Origin of the sequence: Streptomyces sp. ATexAB-D23 (genome assembly GCF_000373645.1) — a bacterium.
Lineage (GTDB): Bacteria > Actinomycetota > Actinomycetes > Streptomycetales > Streptomycetaceae > Streptomyces > Streptomyces castrisilvae.
This window is the reverse complement of record NZ_KB892002.1, coordinates 130,128-145,135: the sequence shown is the minus strand read 5'-3', so window position 1 is coordinate 145,135 and position 15,008 is coordinate 130,128. Positions and strand designations below refer to the sequence as shown.

16 protein-coding genes are annotated in these 15,008 nt (G+C 73.5%); 10 read left to right on the top strand and 6 right to left on the bottom strand.

Features of this window, described 5'->3' with window-relative positions; genetic code table 11:
* Positions 1 to 21 precede the first annotated feature (21 nt).
* Both B082_RS0103025 and B082_RS0103020 read right to left on the bottom strand, forming a co-directional pair.
* Positions 22 to 774 (bottom strand): YqjF family protein, encoded by a 753-nt coding sequence (locus B082_RS0103025; RefSeq protein ID WP_018550340.1) that lies wholly within the window; start codon positions 772 to 774, stop codon positions 22 to 24.
* Entirely contained in the window at positions 771 to 1,202 is a 432-nt protein-coding gene (locus B082_RS0103020) for a hypothetical protein (RefSeq protein WP_018550339.1), read from the bottom strand. The genes B082_RS0103025 and B082_RS0103020 overlap by 4 nt, the downstream gene beginning before the upstream one ends.
* 444 nt (positions 1,203 to 1,646) lie before the next feature.
* Between B082_RS0103020 and B082_RS0103015 the strand changes: the two genes are divergently transcribed.
* Entirely contained in the window at positions 1,647 to 2,474 is an 828-nt protein-coding gene (locus tag B082_RS0103015) for a YihY/virulence factor BrkB family protein (RefSeq protein WP_051094579.1), read from the top strand.
* On the opposite strand, the gene B082_RS0103010 is transcribed toward B082_RS0103015, so the two are convergent.
* Entirely contained in the window at positions 2,475 to 2,978 is a 504-nt protein-coding gene (locus tag B082_RS0103010; RefSeq protein ID WP_018550337.1) for a DinB family protein, read from the bottom strand.
* A 253-nt stretch (positions 2,979 to 3,231) separates the two neighbouring features.
* On the opposite strand from B082_RS0103010, the gene B082_RS0103005 reads away from it, so the two are divergent.
* The gene (locus B082_RS0103005; RefSeq protein WP_026249375.1) at positions 3,232 to 3,825 is read left to right on the top strand and encodes a hypothetical protein; all 594 of its coding nucleotides are present in this window, start codon (positions 3,232 to 3,234) and stop codon (positions 3,823 to 3,825) included.
* A 66-nt stretch (positions 3,826 to 3,891) separates the two neighbouring features.
* Here the strand turns inward: B082_RS0103005 and B082_RS40205 are convergent, their stop codons facing one another.
* On the bottom strand, positions 3,892 to 4,419 hold the full coding sequence (locus B082_RS40205; RefSeq protein ID WP_158688849.1) for a hypothetical protein: 528 nt from the start codon (positions 4,417 to 4,419) through the stop codon (positions 3,892 to 3,894).
* 145 nt (positions 4,420 to 4,564) lie between these two features.
* Positions 4,565 to 4,945 (bottom strand): DUF192 domain-containing protein, encoded by a 381-nt coding sequence (locus B082_RS0102995; RefSeq protein WP_199783749.1) that lies wholly within the window; start codon positions 4,943 to 4,945, stop codon positions 4,565 to 4,567.
* A gap of 93 nt (positions 4,946 to 5,038) precedes the next feature.
* On the opposite strand from B082_RS0102995, the gene B082_RS0102990 reads away from it, so the two are divergent.
* The gene (locus B082_RS0102990) at positions 5,039 to 6,022 is read left to right on the top strand and encodes a prepilin peptidase (RefSeq protein WP_018550333.1); all 984 of its coding nucleotides are present in this window, start codon (positions 5,039 to 5,041) and stop codon (positions 6,020 to 6,022) included.
* Between the two features lie 33 nt (positions 6,023 to 6,055).
* Here B082_RS0102990 and B082_RS0102985 read toward each other — a convergent pair whose 3' ends face one another.
* Positions 6,056 to 6,634, bottom strand: coding sequence for a CGNR zinc finger domain-containing protein (locus B082_RS0102985; protein ID WP_026249374.1), 579 nt, complete (start codon positions 6,632 to 6,634; stop codon positions 6,056 to 6,058).
* 282 nt (positions 6,635 to 6,916) lie between these two features.
* Between B082_RS0102985 and B082_RS37370 the strand changes: the two genes are divergently transcribed.
* The 7 genes from B082_RS37370 (at position 6,917) to B082_RS0102950 (ending at position 15,002) form a co-directional block, all read left to right on the top strand.
* Positions 6,917 to 7,345, top strand: a complete 429-nt coding sequence (locus tag B082_RS37370) for a cupin domain-containing protein (protein WP_018550331.1) — start codon at positions 6,917 to 6,919, stop codon at positions 7,343 to 7,345.
* Positions 7,346 to 7,433: 88 nt separating this feature from the next.
* Positions 7,434 to 7,898 carry a cobalamin B12-binding domain-containing protein gene (locus B082_RS35505; RefSeq protein ID WP_018550330.1) on the top strand — a complete coding sequence of 155 codons (465 nt, stop codon included), beginning with the start codon at positions 7,434 to 7,436 and terminating at the stop codon, positions 7,896 to 7,898.
* Positions 7,895 to 11,080 (top strand): FAD/NAD(P)-binding protein, encoded by a 3,186-nt coding sequence (locus B082_RS37580; RefSeq protein ID WP_018550329.1) that lies wholly within the window; start codon positions 7,895 to 7,897, stop codon positions 11,078 to 11,080. The genes B082_RS35505 and B082_RS37580 overlap by 4 nt, the downstream gene beginning before the upstream one ends.
* Entirely contained in the window at positions 11,077 to 12,804 is a 1,728-nt protein-coding gene (locus B082_RS35490; protein WP_018550328.1) for an AMP-binding protein, read from the top strand. The genes B082_RS37580 and B082_RS35490 overlap by 4 nt, the downstream gene beginning before the upstream one ends.
* A gap of 133 nt (positions 12,805 to 12,937) precedes the next feature.
* On the top strand, positions 12,938 to 13,468 hold the full coding sequence (locus B082_RS0102960) for an HPP family protein (RefSeq protein ID WP_018550327.1): 531 nt from the start codon (positions 12,938 to 12,940) through the stop codon (positions 13,466 to 13,468).
* A 205-nt stretch (positions 13,469 to 13,673) separates the two neighbouring features.
* Complete coding sequence (locus tag B082_RS0102955; RefSeq protein ID WP_018550326.1) at positions 13,674 to 14,477, top strand: class I SAM-dependent methyltransferase; 804 nt, start codon at positions 13,674 to 13,676, stop codon at positions 14,475 to 14,477.
* A gap of 66 nt (positions 14,478 to 14,543) precedes the next feature.
* Positions 14,544 to 15,002, top strand: a complete 459-nt coding sequence (locus B082_RS0102950; RefSeq protein WP_018550325.1) for a hypothetical protein — start codon at positions 14,544 to 14,546, stop codon at positions 15,000 to 15,002.
* The last annotated feature ends 6 nt before the right edge of the window (positions 15,003 to 15,008 follow it).

The window sequence follows — 15,008 nt, the reverse complement described above, 5'->3', positions numbered from 1 at the left end:
CCGAGGAGCCGGGGGCGCCGGTCAGGGTGCCGGTGTGCCGTTCGGGCGGGACGGGCCGCCCAGGCGGACCGGGACGCCGGGGGAGTACAGCACGCTGACCGGGGCCTCGCGCGGGGCGGGCAGGCCGGCCGCCTCGATCAGGTTCTCCTCGCAGCCGAGCAGCTCCGCGCGGTGCAGGGGCCAGCGGGGGTGGTCGTTGCGCAGGTAGGCCGTGCGGCCGAGGAGGGTGTGGTGCAGGCCCCAGCGCGCGGTGAGGAAGTGCTCCAACTCCGTGGGTTCGCCGATGCGTTCGCCGGGGCGCACGGTGATGCGGCTGTACGCGCCGCGCGGGCCGGGCGCGCGGCGCGAGCTGGTGTACGCGATCGTGCCGTCGGCGGCCTCCACCCGCATCCGGGACCACACGTACGGCAGGCGGAAGGCGAGCCGGCCCATTGCCGCGGGGAGCAGCCGGGACGCGTCCAGCGAGCGGAAGACGACCCCGCGCCGCCCCTGCCCGTCGACCGAGTACAGGCGGACGTTCGTCTCGGGGAACGAACCGAGATAGGGCACGCCGGGCAGTCCCAGCCACCCCACCCGGTGCATCCGGAAGGCCACCAGACCCACGTAGGTGACGCCGTCGAACGTGTCGGGCACCGTCCCCGCGGGCAGCAGACCCGCCACCGCGTCGGTCTCCACGGCCCAGTGGACGAAGCAGAGGTCGAGCCACTGCTGGGTGAGGAGCGGGCGGTGCAGGACGCCGGGGGCGTCGGGGGTCAGGGGCTCGGGTGTCGTCACGGGCCAAGCGTGGCACGGCCGTCCGGCCCGCCGGCCACGGCGTCCCGGCCCGCAGCCGACAGCTCGGCGGCCAGGTCCGCGTCACGCATCCCGGGCAGGGCATACCCCTCGGCCTCGTCCCACGGCACGTCGAGGTCGTCCATGTGCACGCGCCAGTCGGCGTCGGGCAGCGCGTGGCGCAACTCCGTGACAGAGTCCAGCACATGCGCGATCACCGGCAGCAGGCGGCCCGGGTCGAACGGCATCTTGGTGGAGCCGTCGAGGACCTGCCCCGGCTCCGCCGTCCGCGGGTCGTACACGTAGAGGCTCTCCTCGTCCTCGTACGGGAACGACGTCCGGTGCGCGGCGACGACGCGTGCGACGGCGGCCGACTCGGAATCGGTCAGCGGGGTCGCACGGCGCGCGGTGTAGTAGAGGGAGACGCTCATGGAGGGAGCGTACGGCCGGGGTACGACAACGGCTGCCCGTCGTCCGGCGAATACGGTGTACCGGGCGGGAAAGCCGAGCAGAAGAGGAGAGGCAGGGGCCCACCGCACCGTCCCCCGCACCGCCCCCGCCCCCTACGCCCCGGAGCCGCCACCGTGTCCAGCAACTCCAGCGGCCCCACCGCCGACACCCCGCCCCACCCGGACGGCGCGCATCCGGACGGTAAGCATCCGGACGGCGCGCATCCGGACGGTAAGCATCCGGACGGCGCGCATCCGGACGGTAAGCATCCGGACGGCGCGCATCCGGACGGTAAGCAGCAGGGCGGGACGCGCCCCGACGTCCCTCGCCCCGACGTCCCTCGCCTCGACAGCGCGCGCCCCGACAGCGCACCCGAAGCCGCCCCCCGCCCCGCGTCCGCCCGCACGCGCAGCCGCCCCGCGCGGATCTGGCCGCTCGCGTTGCGCCGGACGCCGCTCTCGCTCTGGAACGACGACATCTCGGACTGGGCGGCGGCCCTCACGTACTACGCCATCCTCGCCCTGCTCCCCGCGCTCCTGGTGACCGTGTCCGTCATCGGACTCGCCAACCCCGACGCGACGGGCGCGCTGATCGCCGACATCACCGCCTTCGCCCCCGCCGAGTCCGCCGCCGCGCTGCGGCAGCCGCTGGAGGCCGCCACCCAGCAGCGCACCGCCGTCTGGCTGCTCGTGGGGACCGGGACGGTCAGCGCGGTGTGGTCCGCTTCCAGCTATCTGGCGGTGTTCCGGCGGGCGCAGCACGCGATGCACGGCGCCAAGGACGCCCGGCCCGCCCTGCGCAAGGCGCACATCATCGTCGCGTCCGCGATCGGACTGCTGCTGCTGATGATGACCAGCGCGTTCGCCCTCGTACTCACCGGGCCGCTGGCGCGCTGGCTCGGGCACCGGCTGGGCCTGGCACATGTGGGTGACGCGTTGTGGGCGGGGCTGAAGTGGCCGCTGCTGCTCTGCCTGGTCGCCGCTCTGATCACGGTCCTCTTCCGGACCGGCCCGGAACCGGCGCGCGGGGCCCGCCGGGCGCTGCCCGGCGGGGTGCTGGCGGCGCTGCTGTGGCTGATCGCCTCGGCGGGGTTCGCGGTGTACGCCACGTACATCGGCTCCTACAGCCGGCTGTACGGCTCCCTGGCGGGGCTCGTGGTGTTCCTGATCTGGGTGTGGCTCACCAACCTGGCGCTGCTGGCCGGTGCCCAGTTCAACGTCGAGCTGGACCGGGCCCGGCGCGGGCCCGGCTGATCAGTCGCCGGTCGTGCCGTCGACGATCTCCCGGATGATGTCGATGTGCCCGTTGTGCCGGGCGGTCTCCTCGATGAGGTGCAGGACGATCCAGCGCAGATCGGGGTGGCGGCCGTCGCTGCGCGGGCGCTGCGCCGGGGTGTCCAGGTCGTGGGACGCGACGAGCTCCCGGTAGCGGGCGCTCTGCTCCTCGTACTCCCTCAGCACATCGGCGAGCGGCATGTCGACGGCGATCCGCATCTCGCGGTCCGGGTCCTCGTCCGTCCAGGGCCCCTCGTCCTCGCCGCCGAGGAACACGACTTCGAACCAGAAGTACTCGACCCAGCGCAAGTGGTTGACGATCCCCGCGAGCGTCATCAGGGGCGAGCCGGGCAGCGGCGCCCGGACGGCGTCCTCCTGCGAGAGGCCCTCGCACTTGGCGACCGCGGTGGCGCGGACGTAGTCGAGAAAGGTGGTCAGCTGGGTGCGCTCGTCCCATGCGGGAGGCGAATCGGTGCGTGTCATCGCCGCTCACCCTGTCCGGGCGGCGCGGCGTTGTCCACAGCTTTTGCCTCGAAGCCCACGGCTTGCGCGACGGACGGGGGACGCGCCGGGTAGTTGGGGCCCGCCCATGGGCCCCTGGGCCCACGCCCCGGACCGGGGGTTTCACCTACCCTCGGGAACCGACCACCCGCGAGACACCTGGCCACCCGCACCGCCGCACACCGCGGTGGGACGGGCCCGGCGGGCTGCCCGTACTTCATGAGGTGACGTGCTGATGAGTGACGGATTCTTCTCCTCGTTCCACCTGTGCTGGAGCCGCCCCGACGCCGAGTCCCTGCTCGGGGACCTGGAGACGGCGGGTGTGCGGGCGGATCACCCGGTCACCCGGCGTATCACCCTGCTCAGCCCCGGCGCCGAGCCCTCCGGCACCCAGTCCTGGGTGACCAGGGACCAACTCGTGCTCCTCGCCGGTCTGCAACGCCTCGACCGGGTCGACTTCCTGCTCTGGCTGGAGGACGGCGCCGGGATACCGGCCCGTATCGAACGCGGCGACGACGGGACGGTGGAGCTGCGCTTCGCGCTCGGCGCGCTGAGCCGCGCCGGCCAGGAGCACGCCCTGCGCGCGGTACGGGAGGCGGTCGGCCGGGCCTCGCTGCTCTGCGTCGGCTTCGTGGTCGACCGCGAGGGCGCGTCGGCCGCGACCGACTGGCAGGGCTTCATCGTGAAGGGGTCGGTGTACTTCGACTGCTGGCCCGACACGCTCGCCGTCCTGCCGGAGGTGGCCGCCGCCCAGCCGCAGCTGTCCGGCGTGAACTCCTTCGAGCAGTCGCCGTGGGTCGTCTACGGCAGCGACGTGCCCAACCGGTGAGCGCGCCTACTCCATGGTGAGCGCGGCTACTCCACGGTGAGCGGGTTTACTTCACGGTGAGCGGGCCTACTTCACGGTGAGCGAGCCGGCGAACGCGTCCGGCTCGCCCTCCTCCATCAACCGGTCGACACCCAGGCCCACCGCCGCCCCGGTCGCCGCCGCCACGACGGGCATCACGGCGCCCTCGATCCCGGCGACCTGCCAGGGCGTGGCGTAGCCGTAGCACAGGGCGACCAGCGGGACGGCGAGCGCGGCCGACAGGTACAGCGCCCTGGACCCGCGCCGCTCCTCGGGCAGCACCCGGACGGCGGCGAGCACGGTCAGCGCGGCGGTGAGGACGGCGGGCACGTGCAGCAGGCCCAGCCGCCAGGCGAAGTGGTCGAGCCGGGCTTCGGTGCCCAGCAGGCGGACGAGCCCGTGCGCGACCAGATAGCCGACGGAGAGACGGACGACCGCCCCGGCGGCCCAGCTGAGGGCCAGTGGGAGGAAGACACCCCCGGACCCGCCCCCGGACACACCCCCCAACCCGCCCCCGCGCGCCCCGGCCGGGCCCTGCCCCGCGCCGCTGCCGCCCCAGCCGCTGCCACCGCTCACGGTTACCCCCTCCGAAGCCCGTCCCCGCCCCGCGTACCGCAGAAGCCGGGTCCGGCGTGAGCGTAGAGCGCCTGGCCGGGCCCCGACCCGGGCCCCTGGCCCCAATTCCGGGCCCAAACAACGGCGTTGGGCCCAGTGGCGCCCTCTACGCCCGCTCGCGGGTCTGCGTGATCCGCACCTGTACGCCCGGCCGCAGCCCCCACGCCGCCATCGCGCCGGCCTCCGCCTCGATCACATGGCGGCCGCGCAGCCGGGGCAGGCCGAGGCGCCCCGGCCTCATCGTGTGGACCGCCAGGACGTTGAACCGCCGGTCCAGATAGGCCACATCGATCGTGAACCGCATCCGGAAGGAGTGCACACTTCCGCACGGCGTGATCATCAGCGCCCCGTCGATCCCGTCCCGGCCGAGGAGCCCGCGCGTCCGGTGCCGGTAGGAGGCCGCGATCCGCAGGGGCACCCGGGTCTCGGTCACCCCGTCCCGGTCCGTGATCGTCAGCGTTCCCGTGCCATCGCGCCATCGAGCCATGCCGACGACGGTAGCGGCGCCCGCCCGCCGCCGGGGCCGAAACGGTGGGTCGGCCCCAACGCCCGTGCGGGCTGCGCGATTAGGATCGGTGCGGTGTACGCCATGCTGATGGGGGTCGCCGCCCTCTGGGGCGCCGCGACCGGCCTGCTGGTCCCGCGCGCCGCCTACCGTTTCTCCGTCCCTTCCGGCGAACCCCGGCGGGACGCCTGCCCGGCCGGTCACCCGCTCACCGGTCCCGCCCGCGCCTGGCTCGGCACCACCCGCTGCGCCACCTGCTCGGGGGCGCCGGTCGCCGGCGTACGGACGGGCGCGGATGCCGCCGGGCCCGGACCCGTACTGCCGGCCGATGCCGCCGGGCCCGGACCCGTAGCGCCGGCCGATACCGCCGAGCCCGGACCCGTAGCGCCGGCCGATACCGCCGAGCCCGGACCCGTACCGCCGGCCGATACCGCCGATGACCAGCCCACCGGCCCGCTCCCCGCCGAACCGCTCTCCGCAGGCCCGCTCCCCGCCGAACCGCCCCCCACCGGCTCCCGTTACGCGCCGTACCGGCTCGCCCCCGTCGTCACCGCGCTCGTCTGTGCCGCCCTCGCCTGGTCCACCGGGACGCGGCCCGAACTGGCCGTCTGGCTGGTGCTGGCGCCCATCGGGGTGCTCCTCGCGAGCGTCGACCACCGCGTCCACCGGCTGCCCGACGGGCTCACGCTTCCGGCCGCCGGGGCGGCAGCCGTACTCCTGGGCCTCGCGGCGCTGCTGCCGGAGCACGCCGGTTCCTGGCTCTCCGCCCTGCTCGGCGGGCTCGTCCTCGGCGCGTTCTACTTCCTGCTCTTCCTCATCAACCCGAGCGGCATGGGCTTCGGCGACGTGAAGCTCGCCCTCTCGCTGGGCGTGGCCCTCGGCTGGTACGGCTGGGCCGTCGTGTTCGCGGGGGGCTTCGCGGGGTTCCTGTTCGGCGCGGCGTACGGGGTGGTGCTCGTCGTGCTGCGGCGCGCCGGGCGCAGGACGGGCATCCCGTTCGGCCCGTTCATGCTCGCCGGGGCGTTGCTGGGTCTCCTGTTCGGCGGCCTGGCGGTCTGACCGGCCGCCCTCCGCATGCCGGGTGAGCGGGCGTCAGCGTGACTTGGCGCTGTGGCGTGCGACCCGGGCGCGGTTCCCGCAGGCGGGGCTGCACCACTGCTGGCCGGTGCGCAGGGCGGTGAAGAACAGCACACAGCTCGGGGCCGGACAGCGGCGCAGCAGCTCGCGGCGCGGCGAGGTCAGCAGCCGGGTCGCCGAGGCGCAGACCTGGGCCGAAACGATGTCCATCGTGCCCATGCCGTCCGGCCATTCGAGCTGCGGGCCGGCCGGGGGCCAGCTGACCCGGGCCTCCTGGACGCGCTGCGCCTGCCCGGTCACGAGGTCGAGGGAGGACCGGGGCGGCACCGACCGGTCGACCATCGCGTCCAGCAGATCCCGCACGGCTCCGCGGACGGCCAGCGCGGTCGTCACATCACCGGGTCCGACCTCCACCGGGGTGCCGGCGGCCATCCCGAGGCGTGAACGGTACGTTCCGGTCCAACGTGCCAGTCCCTGCGGGGTGTTGACCTCGTCGACCAGGACTCCCGCGTCGAAGTGCCACGAGCTGGTGAACTCGACCGCCAACGGCTCAAGGGGGCGGATTTCGAGAGTGTTTCTACCGTGTGTGGTCATTGTGACCCTCCCTCTCGGATGTCGAGACGTAGCCCCATGTGGCGGAATCATGATGTAGCGTCACGTGCAACGGCTAACGTTCAAGCCATTAGCCCCGGAAGGGCTTGGCCTGAGTTCCCGTGGGGGGATTTCTGTGGCGGCGTCACGCTGACGCCTGTCTTCTTGGTGCCCGTTTGCGGTGCCCGCATGTTTTCTCTGCGCGGCGCGCGTGCTCGAAGTGACGCGTGTCCTCTTCTCCACCTGCCGTAATCCATTCCTCGTTCTTTCCCAAGGAGAGTCCTGATGTCCGATATCGAAGTCATCCGCAACGTCTTCCGCAGCGGTTTCAGCCTCGAAGACCTCGACTGGGTCTCGTGGGTCGAGCCGGGCCGCACGGGTGTCGACCACTACCCGCTGTGGGGCCCGGACGGCGCCGAGGAGGTTTCTGTCGGACTCCTCCTGCGGTTTCCCGCCGGAGCGCACGGCGACTTCCATGAGCACCTCGGCCACGAGCTGATGCTGGTTCTCGACGGCACTCTCGATCACAGTGACGGCCGCTCCTTCGTCAAGGGCGACCTGATCGTCGAAGGCCCCGGAACGCGGCACCAGATGTCCAGCGCCGAAGGCTGCACCGTCCTGGCCATACGCACGCGACCTGCGGCGCCGCGTGAAGCACGGAGCGGAGAGGTTGCCGACTCGCGAGCGGGAGTCTACGCCGCACAGGAGCGTTGAGGCACAGCTCACTCCAGCGTGCAGCCGTCAGGTTACGGGCGGTAGCCCCAGCCGGTGCAGGCCGGACCGACCGAATCAGGAAAGGGAAATGATCACACCCGCAAGGCGGCCGCAGCGCCGCGTGCTCCTCTCGACCGTGTCCTCCGACTCGCATACCTGGAATCTGGTCTTCCTACAGCTCCTGCTGCAGGAGAGCGGAAACGAGGTGATCAACCTCGGATCATGTGTTCCCGATGACGTCATACTCGACGCGATACGCGTGGAACGGCCCGACGCCGTGGTGATCAGTTCGGTCAACGGCCATGGATTCCTCGACGGGCGTCGCGTCATCAAGAAGCTCCGGAATACCCCGGAAGGGGCCGGATTACCCGTCATGATCGGCGGAAAGCTCGGAATCCTCGGCGAGGGGAACGACCAGTACTCCGACGAACTCGTCGCGGCCGGGTTCGACGCCGTATTCAGCGACAGCGCGTCGCCCGAGGCGCTCACCGACTACCTGCGCGAACTCCCGGGCGCCCAGCCGCACGAGCTCGTGGGGGTGCCGGGCACATGACCGAGGGCATACCCGCCGACCTGAACGCCCACGTGGCGAGGGCGGCCGAGGACGGGCGGCTCGTGGTGCAGCCGCGCATGGGCATGGCGCTGCCCGGGGACATGGCGGCCGGACTCCGCGCCGTCGCGGACAGCCGGGTCCGCGCGGTCGGCACCATCACGCTCGACAGCTACACACGCGTCGGTGACCACGCGGGCGCGCGCCGGGCGCTGGACGAGGGACTCCCGCTGAACGGCTTCCCCCTCGTCGCCCACGGCCCCGAGATCACGAGGTCCGTCGCGGGGGCGGCCGGGCACCTCCCCGTCCAGGTCCGGCACGGATCGGCGCAGCCCGCCGACATCTTCGCCGCGATGGCCGCCGCCGGCCTGGCGACCAGCGAGGGCGGACCGGTCTCCTACTGCCTGCCGTACGGGCGCACGCCGCTCGCGGAGTCCGTCGCGTCCTGGCGGGACGCCAGTACCCGACTCGCCGAGGAGTGCCGGGCCCAGGGGCTCGGGGCCCATCTGGAGACCTTCGGGGGCTGCCTGCTGGGCCAGTTGTGCCCGCCCTCGCTGCTGGTGGCGATGAGCGTGCTGGAGGGCCTCTTCTTCGCGCGGTGCGGGATCCCCTCCGTCAGCCTGAGCTACGCGCAGCAGACCAGCCCGGTGCAGGACATCGAGGCGCTCGCCGCCATGCGGATCCTCGCCGACGAGCTGCTCCCGCCGTGGGTGGAACGGCACATCGTGCTCTACGCGTACATGGGCGTCTTCCCGCGCAGCCTGCCGGGCGCCGAACTGCTCCAGGCCACCAGCGCCGAGGTCGCGGTGCGCGGCGGGGCCGGGCGGCTCATCGTGAAGACCTCGGTGGAGGCGCACCGCATCCCGAGCGTCGAGGAGAACCTCGCCGCCCTGCGGCTCGCCGACGCCACCGCCCGCCACGCCCGGCACGAGAGCGTGCTGCCGTGGCACAGGCAGGCCGACCCGACCGGCATCCTGCGCGAGGCCCGCGCCCTGATGGCCCCCGTGCTGGAGGCGGGCGACATCGGCGAGGGCCTGCTCCACGCCTTCCGCGAGGGCCTGCTCGACGTGCCGTACTGCCTGCACGTGGACAACAAGGGGCTCACCCAGGGGGCGATCGGGCCGGACGGGCGTCTGGAGTGGGCGCGGACGGGCGCCCTCCCCCTGCCCGGAGGCCGGCCCGCCCGCGGCAGCCTCGCCTCCCACGAACTGCTGCACATGCTCAACCACACGGCCGACAGATATGACCGACAAGCACTGCTGTCAGGACACGAGGAGAAGGCAGTGACAGATGACACGACACCGCTCAGCGCGGCGATCGTGGGCGCCGGGCCACGTGGTCTGGCGGTGCTGGAACGCCTGGTGGCCCGCGCCGCCGCCGACGAGGGCGGCCGCGAGGTGCGCCTCCATGTGATCGACGACCACGAGCCGGGGGCAGGCCGCATCTGGCGGACCGACCAGTCGAGGACCCTGCTGATGAACACGCCGGCCGGTGAGGTCACCATGTTCTCCGGCCCCTCCGACGACGGCCCCGCACGCGCCGGCGCCGGCCCCTCGCTGGGCGAGTGGTGGCAGCGGGCCCACCCGGACGAGGGCGACCCGCTCGGCTACGCGCCGCGCGCGGTCTACGGCGAATACCTGCGGTTCGTCCTCGACGCGGTCGTCACCGGCGCCCCCGCGCACGTGCGGGTGTCCTGCCTCACCGACCAGGTGGTGGACCTCTGCGCCGAGGGGCCCGGGGGCCGCTGGCTCGTACGGCCGCGGAGCGCCGACGTCCTCACCGTCGAACGGGTCGCCCTCACCACCGGGCACTCCGTACCCGAACTCCTGCCGGACCAGCGGGTCCTGGCGGACTTCGCCGACGAGCGGCCGCATCTGCGCTATGTGCGCGGCGACTCCGCGGCCGACATGGCGCTGGACGACGTACCGCCGACCGCCACCGTGGGGGTGCTGGGCCTCGGGCTCGCCTTCTACGACGTCATGAGCCTGCTCACCGAGGGCCGGGGCGGTCGGTACGAGGAAGCCGGGGACGGGACCCTGCGGTACGTCCCCAGCGGCCGGGAGCCCGGGATCGTCGCCGGTTCCCGCAGCGGCGTGCCCCTGCCGGCCCGGGGCCGCAACCAGAAGTCTCCGGACCACTCCTACCGGGCGCGGATCTTCACCGGGGAGCGCGTGCGGGCGCTGACCGCGTCGGGGAAGCTCGACTTCGAGCGGCAGGTCCTGCCGTGGATCATGGCCGAGGTCAACCTCGTCTATTTCGAGACGCTGATCCGCGGGGAGCAGGGCCCGCAGGCCGCCGCGGTCTTCGTGACGGAGGCGACCCGGGCCGCTTCCATGGACGCAGCGCCGGAGTTCGCCGTCGCCCGCAGGGCCCGCCGCTTCGGCGTGAAGGACCCCGGGGTCGACCTGTTCGCCTGGGCCCGGCCGTTCCGGGACGAGGTCTTCGACGGCCCCGACAGCTACCGCAAGCGGCTGACCGAACTCATCGAGGACGACCTCGACCACGCCGCGCGGGGGAACTACGACGGGCCCGTCAAGGCGGCGCTGGACACGCTGCGCGATGTGCGCTCCACCATCCGGCTCGCCGTCGACCTCGGCGGCCTGACGGCCTGTTCGCACGAGCTCGACTTCCTCGGCCGGTTCGTCCCGGTCAGCTCGCACCTGGCGGCGGGCCCGCCCCGGGAGCGGCTCCAACAGGTGCTGGCCCTGATGGAGGCGGGCGTGCTGCGGATACTCGGGCCGGGCGCCGAATTCCGTACGGACGCCGGGAACGGCACCTTCGTCGCGGCGTCCCGGCAGGTGACCGGCTCCGAGGTCCCCGTCGAGGTGGTCGTGGACGCCCGCATCCCCACCACCGACATCCGCCGTGACAGTGGCCCGCTCATCACCGCACTGCGCGAGCGCGGCCTGGCCACCAGCTACGCCAACGTCGACGACGAGGCCGTGTTCGACACGGGCGGCCTGTCGGTCACCAGCGCCCCGTACCACCCGGTGGACGCGCACGGGCAGCCGGTGGCCGGGCTGTACGCGCTCGGCATACCCACCGAGCACGCACGCTGGTTCACCCAGGTCGGCAGCAGCCGGCCGGGCCCCTGGGGCGAGTTCATGGCCGATGCCGACGCCATCGCGCAGGACATGCTCGCCCAGCGCCGCGTACCGCAGCTCACCTGCCTGGAGGCGCAGTGAACGGCCCGTCCGCCGCCGCCTCCTACTGGACCCACCGGCGCACCCCGGCCCACGAGGAGTTCCGGGCCGCCCGGGACGTCCTCCTGCTCCACCGCGACGACCACGACGCCGCGTGCGCGGCGTTCCGCTGGCCGCGCCCCGGGCACTTCAACTGGGCGCTCGAATGGTTCGACGTCATCGGCCGGGGCAACGGGGCGACGGCGCTCTCGGTCGTCGGGGCGGACGGCACGCCGGTGGAGAGCACCTTCGACCAGCTGTCGCGCGAGTCCGACCGCACGGCCAACTGGCTGCGCTCGCTCGGCATCGGGCGCGGCCGGCGCGTGCTGCTCCTGCTGGACGTGCGCACCCAGCTGTGGGAGATCCTGCTCGCCTGCCTGAAGACGGGCGCCGTCGTCATTCCGGCGTACACCAGCCTGTCCGCACCCGAGATCCGGGAGCGCGTCGAGCGCGGGCGGGTCCAGCACGTGATCTCCGAGGAGCGGACCGCCGCGGCGGTGCCCGCCGTTCCCGGGGCGAGGATCGTCGTCGAGGGCTCCGCCGAGGGCTGGCTGCCCTACTCGGACCGCGAGCCGATGCCGGACAGCTTCCTCCCGGACGGCCCCACGCCCGCCGACGACATCGCCTTCTGCTACTTCACCTCGGGGACGACCTCCGCGCCGAAACTGGTCGCGCACACGCACACCAGCTACCCCGTCGGCCATCTGTCGAGCATGTACTGGAACGGGCTGCGTCCCGGGGACCGGCACCTCAACGTCTCGGCACCGGGATGGGCCAAACACGCCTGGAGCGGCTTCTTCGCCCCGTGGAACGCGCAGGCGACGATCATGGCCCTGGCCCCCGGCGCGTTCGACGCGGCGGAGTTCGGAGCCTCGGCGGACCGGCTGGAGGTCACCTCGGTCTGCGCACCCCCCAGCGTCTGGCGCCTGCTGATGCCGCACCTGGCGCGGCGGGGCCCCGGACGCCTGCGGGAGGCCACCAGCGCGGGCGAGCCCCTGACCGAGGCCGAGGCGCAGGCCGTCGCCACCCACTGGGGGGTACGGCTGCGCGACGGCTACGGGCAGAGCGAGGCCACGGCCCTGGCCGGCACCACCCCGGCGCTGCGCGGCGCCGGGCGCCGGCTCGGCAAGGCGCTGCCCGGGTACGTCCTCACCCTGATGGGCCAGGACGGGCCGACGGAGAACGGCCCCGGCGAACTGTGCGTCGACGCGGCGGCCGCCCCGGCCGGGCTGATGGCCGGCTACATCGACGACAGCGGGGTCCTGCGCCCGGCCGTCGACGCCGGGCTCTACCGGACCGGTGACATCGCCGTACGGGACGCCGAGGGGTTCCTGAGCGTCCTCGGCCGGGAGGACGACGTCTTCAAGTCGTACGACCACCGGATCTCCCCGTACGAGACCGAGGCGGTGCTGCGCGGGCACCCCGCCGTCCGTGAGGCGGCGGTGGTGCCGCAGCCGGACCCGGTCGGGGGCGCCGTGCCCGTCGCGTATCTGGAGCTGGAGAGCGTGCCGCGCGGCGCCGGTCCCCAGGACGTGGCGGCGGAGCTCGCGCGGTTCTGCGCCGAGCGACTGGCGCCCCACGCCTGTCCCCGGGCGTTCTCGGTGGTGGAGGCGCTGCCGAGGACCACCTCGGGCAAGGTCAGACGGGCGCCGCTGGCCCAGCAGGCCAGGGAGCTGCCCCTGCCGTGCGATGCCGACCGTCTCGGGGAGGCATCGCTGACCGGCTGAGTCATTCCGGTCGTAGTCCCGCAACCGGCCGCGCAGCCGGCCGGTTGCGGGTACATTCATACCGTCAGCGCTAATGGGGAAGCCATTAGGCGGCGGATGTGCATCACTCGTGAGTTGAGAGGAATCCGACACAATGACGCAGACCAGGCCCGTGGCCGAGGTCCCCGCCCCCACGCGTCCGTGGCACGCGACCCAGGCGCCACCCCGGCCCAAGCCGCTGACGATGCTGGTCGCCACCGCGAGCAGCGTGATCGCACTGACCCTCCTGGTGGCCATCGGCGAATGGACGGACCAGGTACTCCTCATCCCGCCGCTCGCGGCGAGCATGGCGCTCATCGCGGGTGCCAGCCAGACGCCCCTCGGGCAGCCCCGCAGCGTGATCGGCGGTCAACTCGTCTCCGCGGTCACCGGGTTCGTCGTCCTCGCCGCCCTGGGACAGGGCGTCTGGGCCTCGGGCATCGCGGGCGGACTCGCGCTCGGCGCCATGATGCTGCTGCGCGTCGCCCACTCACCGGCCGCCGCGACGGCCGTGATCGTGGCCGCCACCGGCCCCTCGGTCGTCCCGTTCCTCGCCCTGCTCGCCGCGGCCACGGTGATCCTGGTGCTGGTCGGCCTCGTCGGCAACCGGGTCAACAAGCAGCCGTACCCCGTCTTCTGGTGGTGACCCGGCCCCCGGGCCGTGTCCGCGAAGTCCCGTCCGGCGCGCGACGCCCCGCGGGTGTACGACGGGACTCCGCGACACGCCCTGGGAGCGCCGACGGCGCCACGGACCCGCGCGAGCGGTGCCCGTGGCGCCGTCGCCATTCGGCCCCCGCCGCGCGGCGGTAAAACGGTCGCGCTCCTTCGCCGCCCCCTGCGACCATGGCCGCATGCCCGCCGCACCCGAGGACCGCACACCACCCGAGCCCGGCGAAGCCGCCCGGTTCGACGCCCTCGTCGCCGAGGCGGACGCCGTCTCCGTGGCCGGCTGGGACTTCTCCTGGCTGGACGGCCGGGCCACCGAGGAGCGCCCCTCCTGGGGGTACGCCCGGCTGATGGGGGAGCGGATGGGCCGGGCGCGGGCCGCGCTCGACATCCAGACGGGTGGCGGCGAGGTGCTCGCCGCCGTGCCGAAGCTGCCCGTGCCGACCGTCGCCACCGAGTCCTGGCCGCCGAACATCGCCCGCGCCACAGCCCTGTTGCACCCGCGCGGCGCCGTGGTCGTCGCGGACGACGACGAGCCACCGCTGCCCTTCGGTGACGCCGCCTTCGACCTGGTGGTCAGCCGCCATCCGGTGACCACCTGGTGGCAGGAGATCGCCCGGGTGCTGGCCCCCGGTGGCACGTACCTCTCCCAACAGGTGGGCCCCGCCAGCGTCTTCGAGCTGGTCGAGTACTTCCTCGGACCGCAGCCTCCCGAGGTGCGCGGCGCCCGCGACCCGCAGCGGGCGCGCGCCGACGCCGAGGCGGCCGGGCTCGACGTGGTCGACCTGCGGGCCGAGCGGCTGCGCACCGAGTTCTCCGACATCGGCGCCGTCGTCTACTTCCTGCGCAAGGTGATCTGGATGGTGCCCGGCTTCACCGTCGAGCGGTACCGGCCCCGGCTCGCCGAGCTGCACCACGAGCTGGAGACCGGTGGCCCGTTCGTCGCCCACACCACCCGCTTCCTGATCGAGGCCCGAAAACCGGCGTGAGACCAACGCCCTCGGGGCCCGAAGGATGGCACTCTGTTCGCTGAGCGCTCGGGGAAGGAGCAGGCCATGGACGCCGGCAACGACAGGGACGCCACACGCGGCCCGCGCCAGGGCAACGCCGAGTGGCTCAGGGGGGCCAGGATCGTCGGCGTGCTCGGCATCTTCTACCGCCCGGAGGGGCGCATGGGCGAGCCGGAGGCCGTCGCTTTCCTCCTGGACGACGGCCAGTCGGTGCTCCTGACCTGCGCGTCCGACGGCACCCTGCACGTCGGCGCCGGCACCTGGCCGCACCTGCCCGACTGGTGCGTCCCCGCCGCCCAGTGGGAGTACGCCGCCCTGGCAGCCCTGCCCCAGCCCCCCGACGGAGGCTGGACCGTGCTGAGCACCGACGAACGCCGGGACGAGCGGGGCGAGGTCCATGAGGCGGTCATCCGCTGTCAGGGCGGCCGCTTCGTGGTCATCGGCGGCGACACCGTGGGCATCCGCTTCACCCGGGGACACCGGGGCGCCGCGGCCACGACCTGACGGTGG

Bases quoted from the DNA above. Each gene is read 5' to 3' on its own strand.
- B082_RS35505 (WP_018550330.1), top strand. From the start codon at position 7,434: ATGATCACACCCGCAAGGCGGCCGCAGCGCCGCGTGCTCCTCTCGACC.
- B082_RS0102955 (WP_018550326.1), top strand. From the start codon at position 13,674: ATGCCCGCCGCACCCGAGGACCGCACACCACCCGAGCCCGGCGAAGCC.
- B082_RS0103020 (WP_018550339.1), bottom strand. From the start codon at position 1,202: ATGAGCGTCTCCCTCTACTACACCGCGCGCCGTGCGACCCCGCTGACC.
- B082_RS0103010 (WP_018550337.1), bottom strand. From the start codon at position 2,978: ATGACACGCACCGATTCGCCTCCCGCATGGGACGAGCGCACCCAGCTG.
- B082_RS37580 (WP_018550329.1), top strand. From the start codon at position 7,895: ATGACCGAGGGCATACCCGCCGACCTGAACGCCCACGTGGCGAGGGCG.
- B082_RS0102950 (WP_018550325.1), top strand. From the start codon at position 14,544: ATGGACGCCGGCAACGACAGGGACGCCACACGCGGCCCGCGCCAGGGC.
- B082_RS0103005 (WP_026249375.1), top strand. From the start codon at position 3,232: ATGAGTGACGGATTCTTCTCCTCGTTCCACCTGTGCTGGAGCCGCCCC.
- B082_RS37370 (WP_018550331.1), top strand. From the start codon at position 6,917: ATGTCCGATATCGAAGTCATCCGCAACGTCTTCCGCAGCGGTTTCAGC.
- B082_RS0102960 (WP_018550327.1), top strand. From the start codon at position 12,938: ATGACGCAGACCAGGCCCGTGGCCGAGGTCCCCGCCCCCACGCGTCCG.
- B082_RS0102985 (WP_026249374.1), bottom strand. From the start codon at position 6,634: ATGACCACACACGGTAGAAACACTCTCGAAATCCGCCCCCTTGAGCCG.
- B082_RS0102995 (WP_199783749.1), bottom strand. From the start codon at position 4,945: ATGGCTCGATGGCGCGATGGCACGGGAACGCTGACGATCACGGACCGG.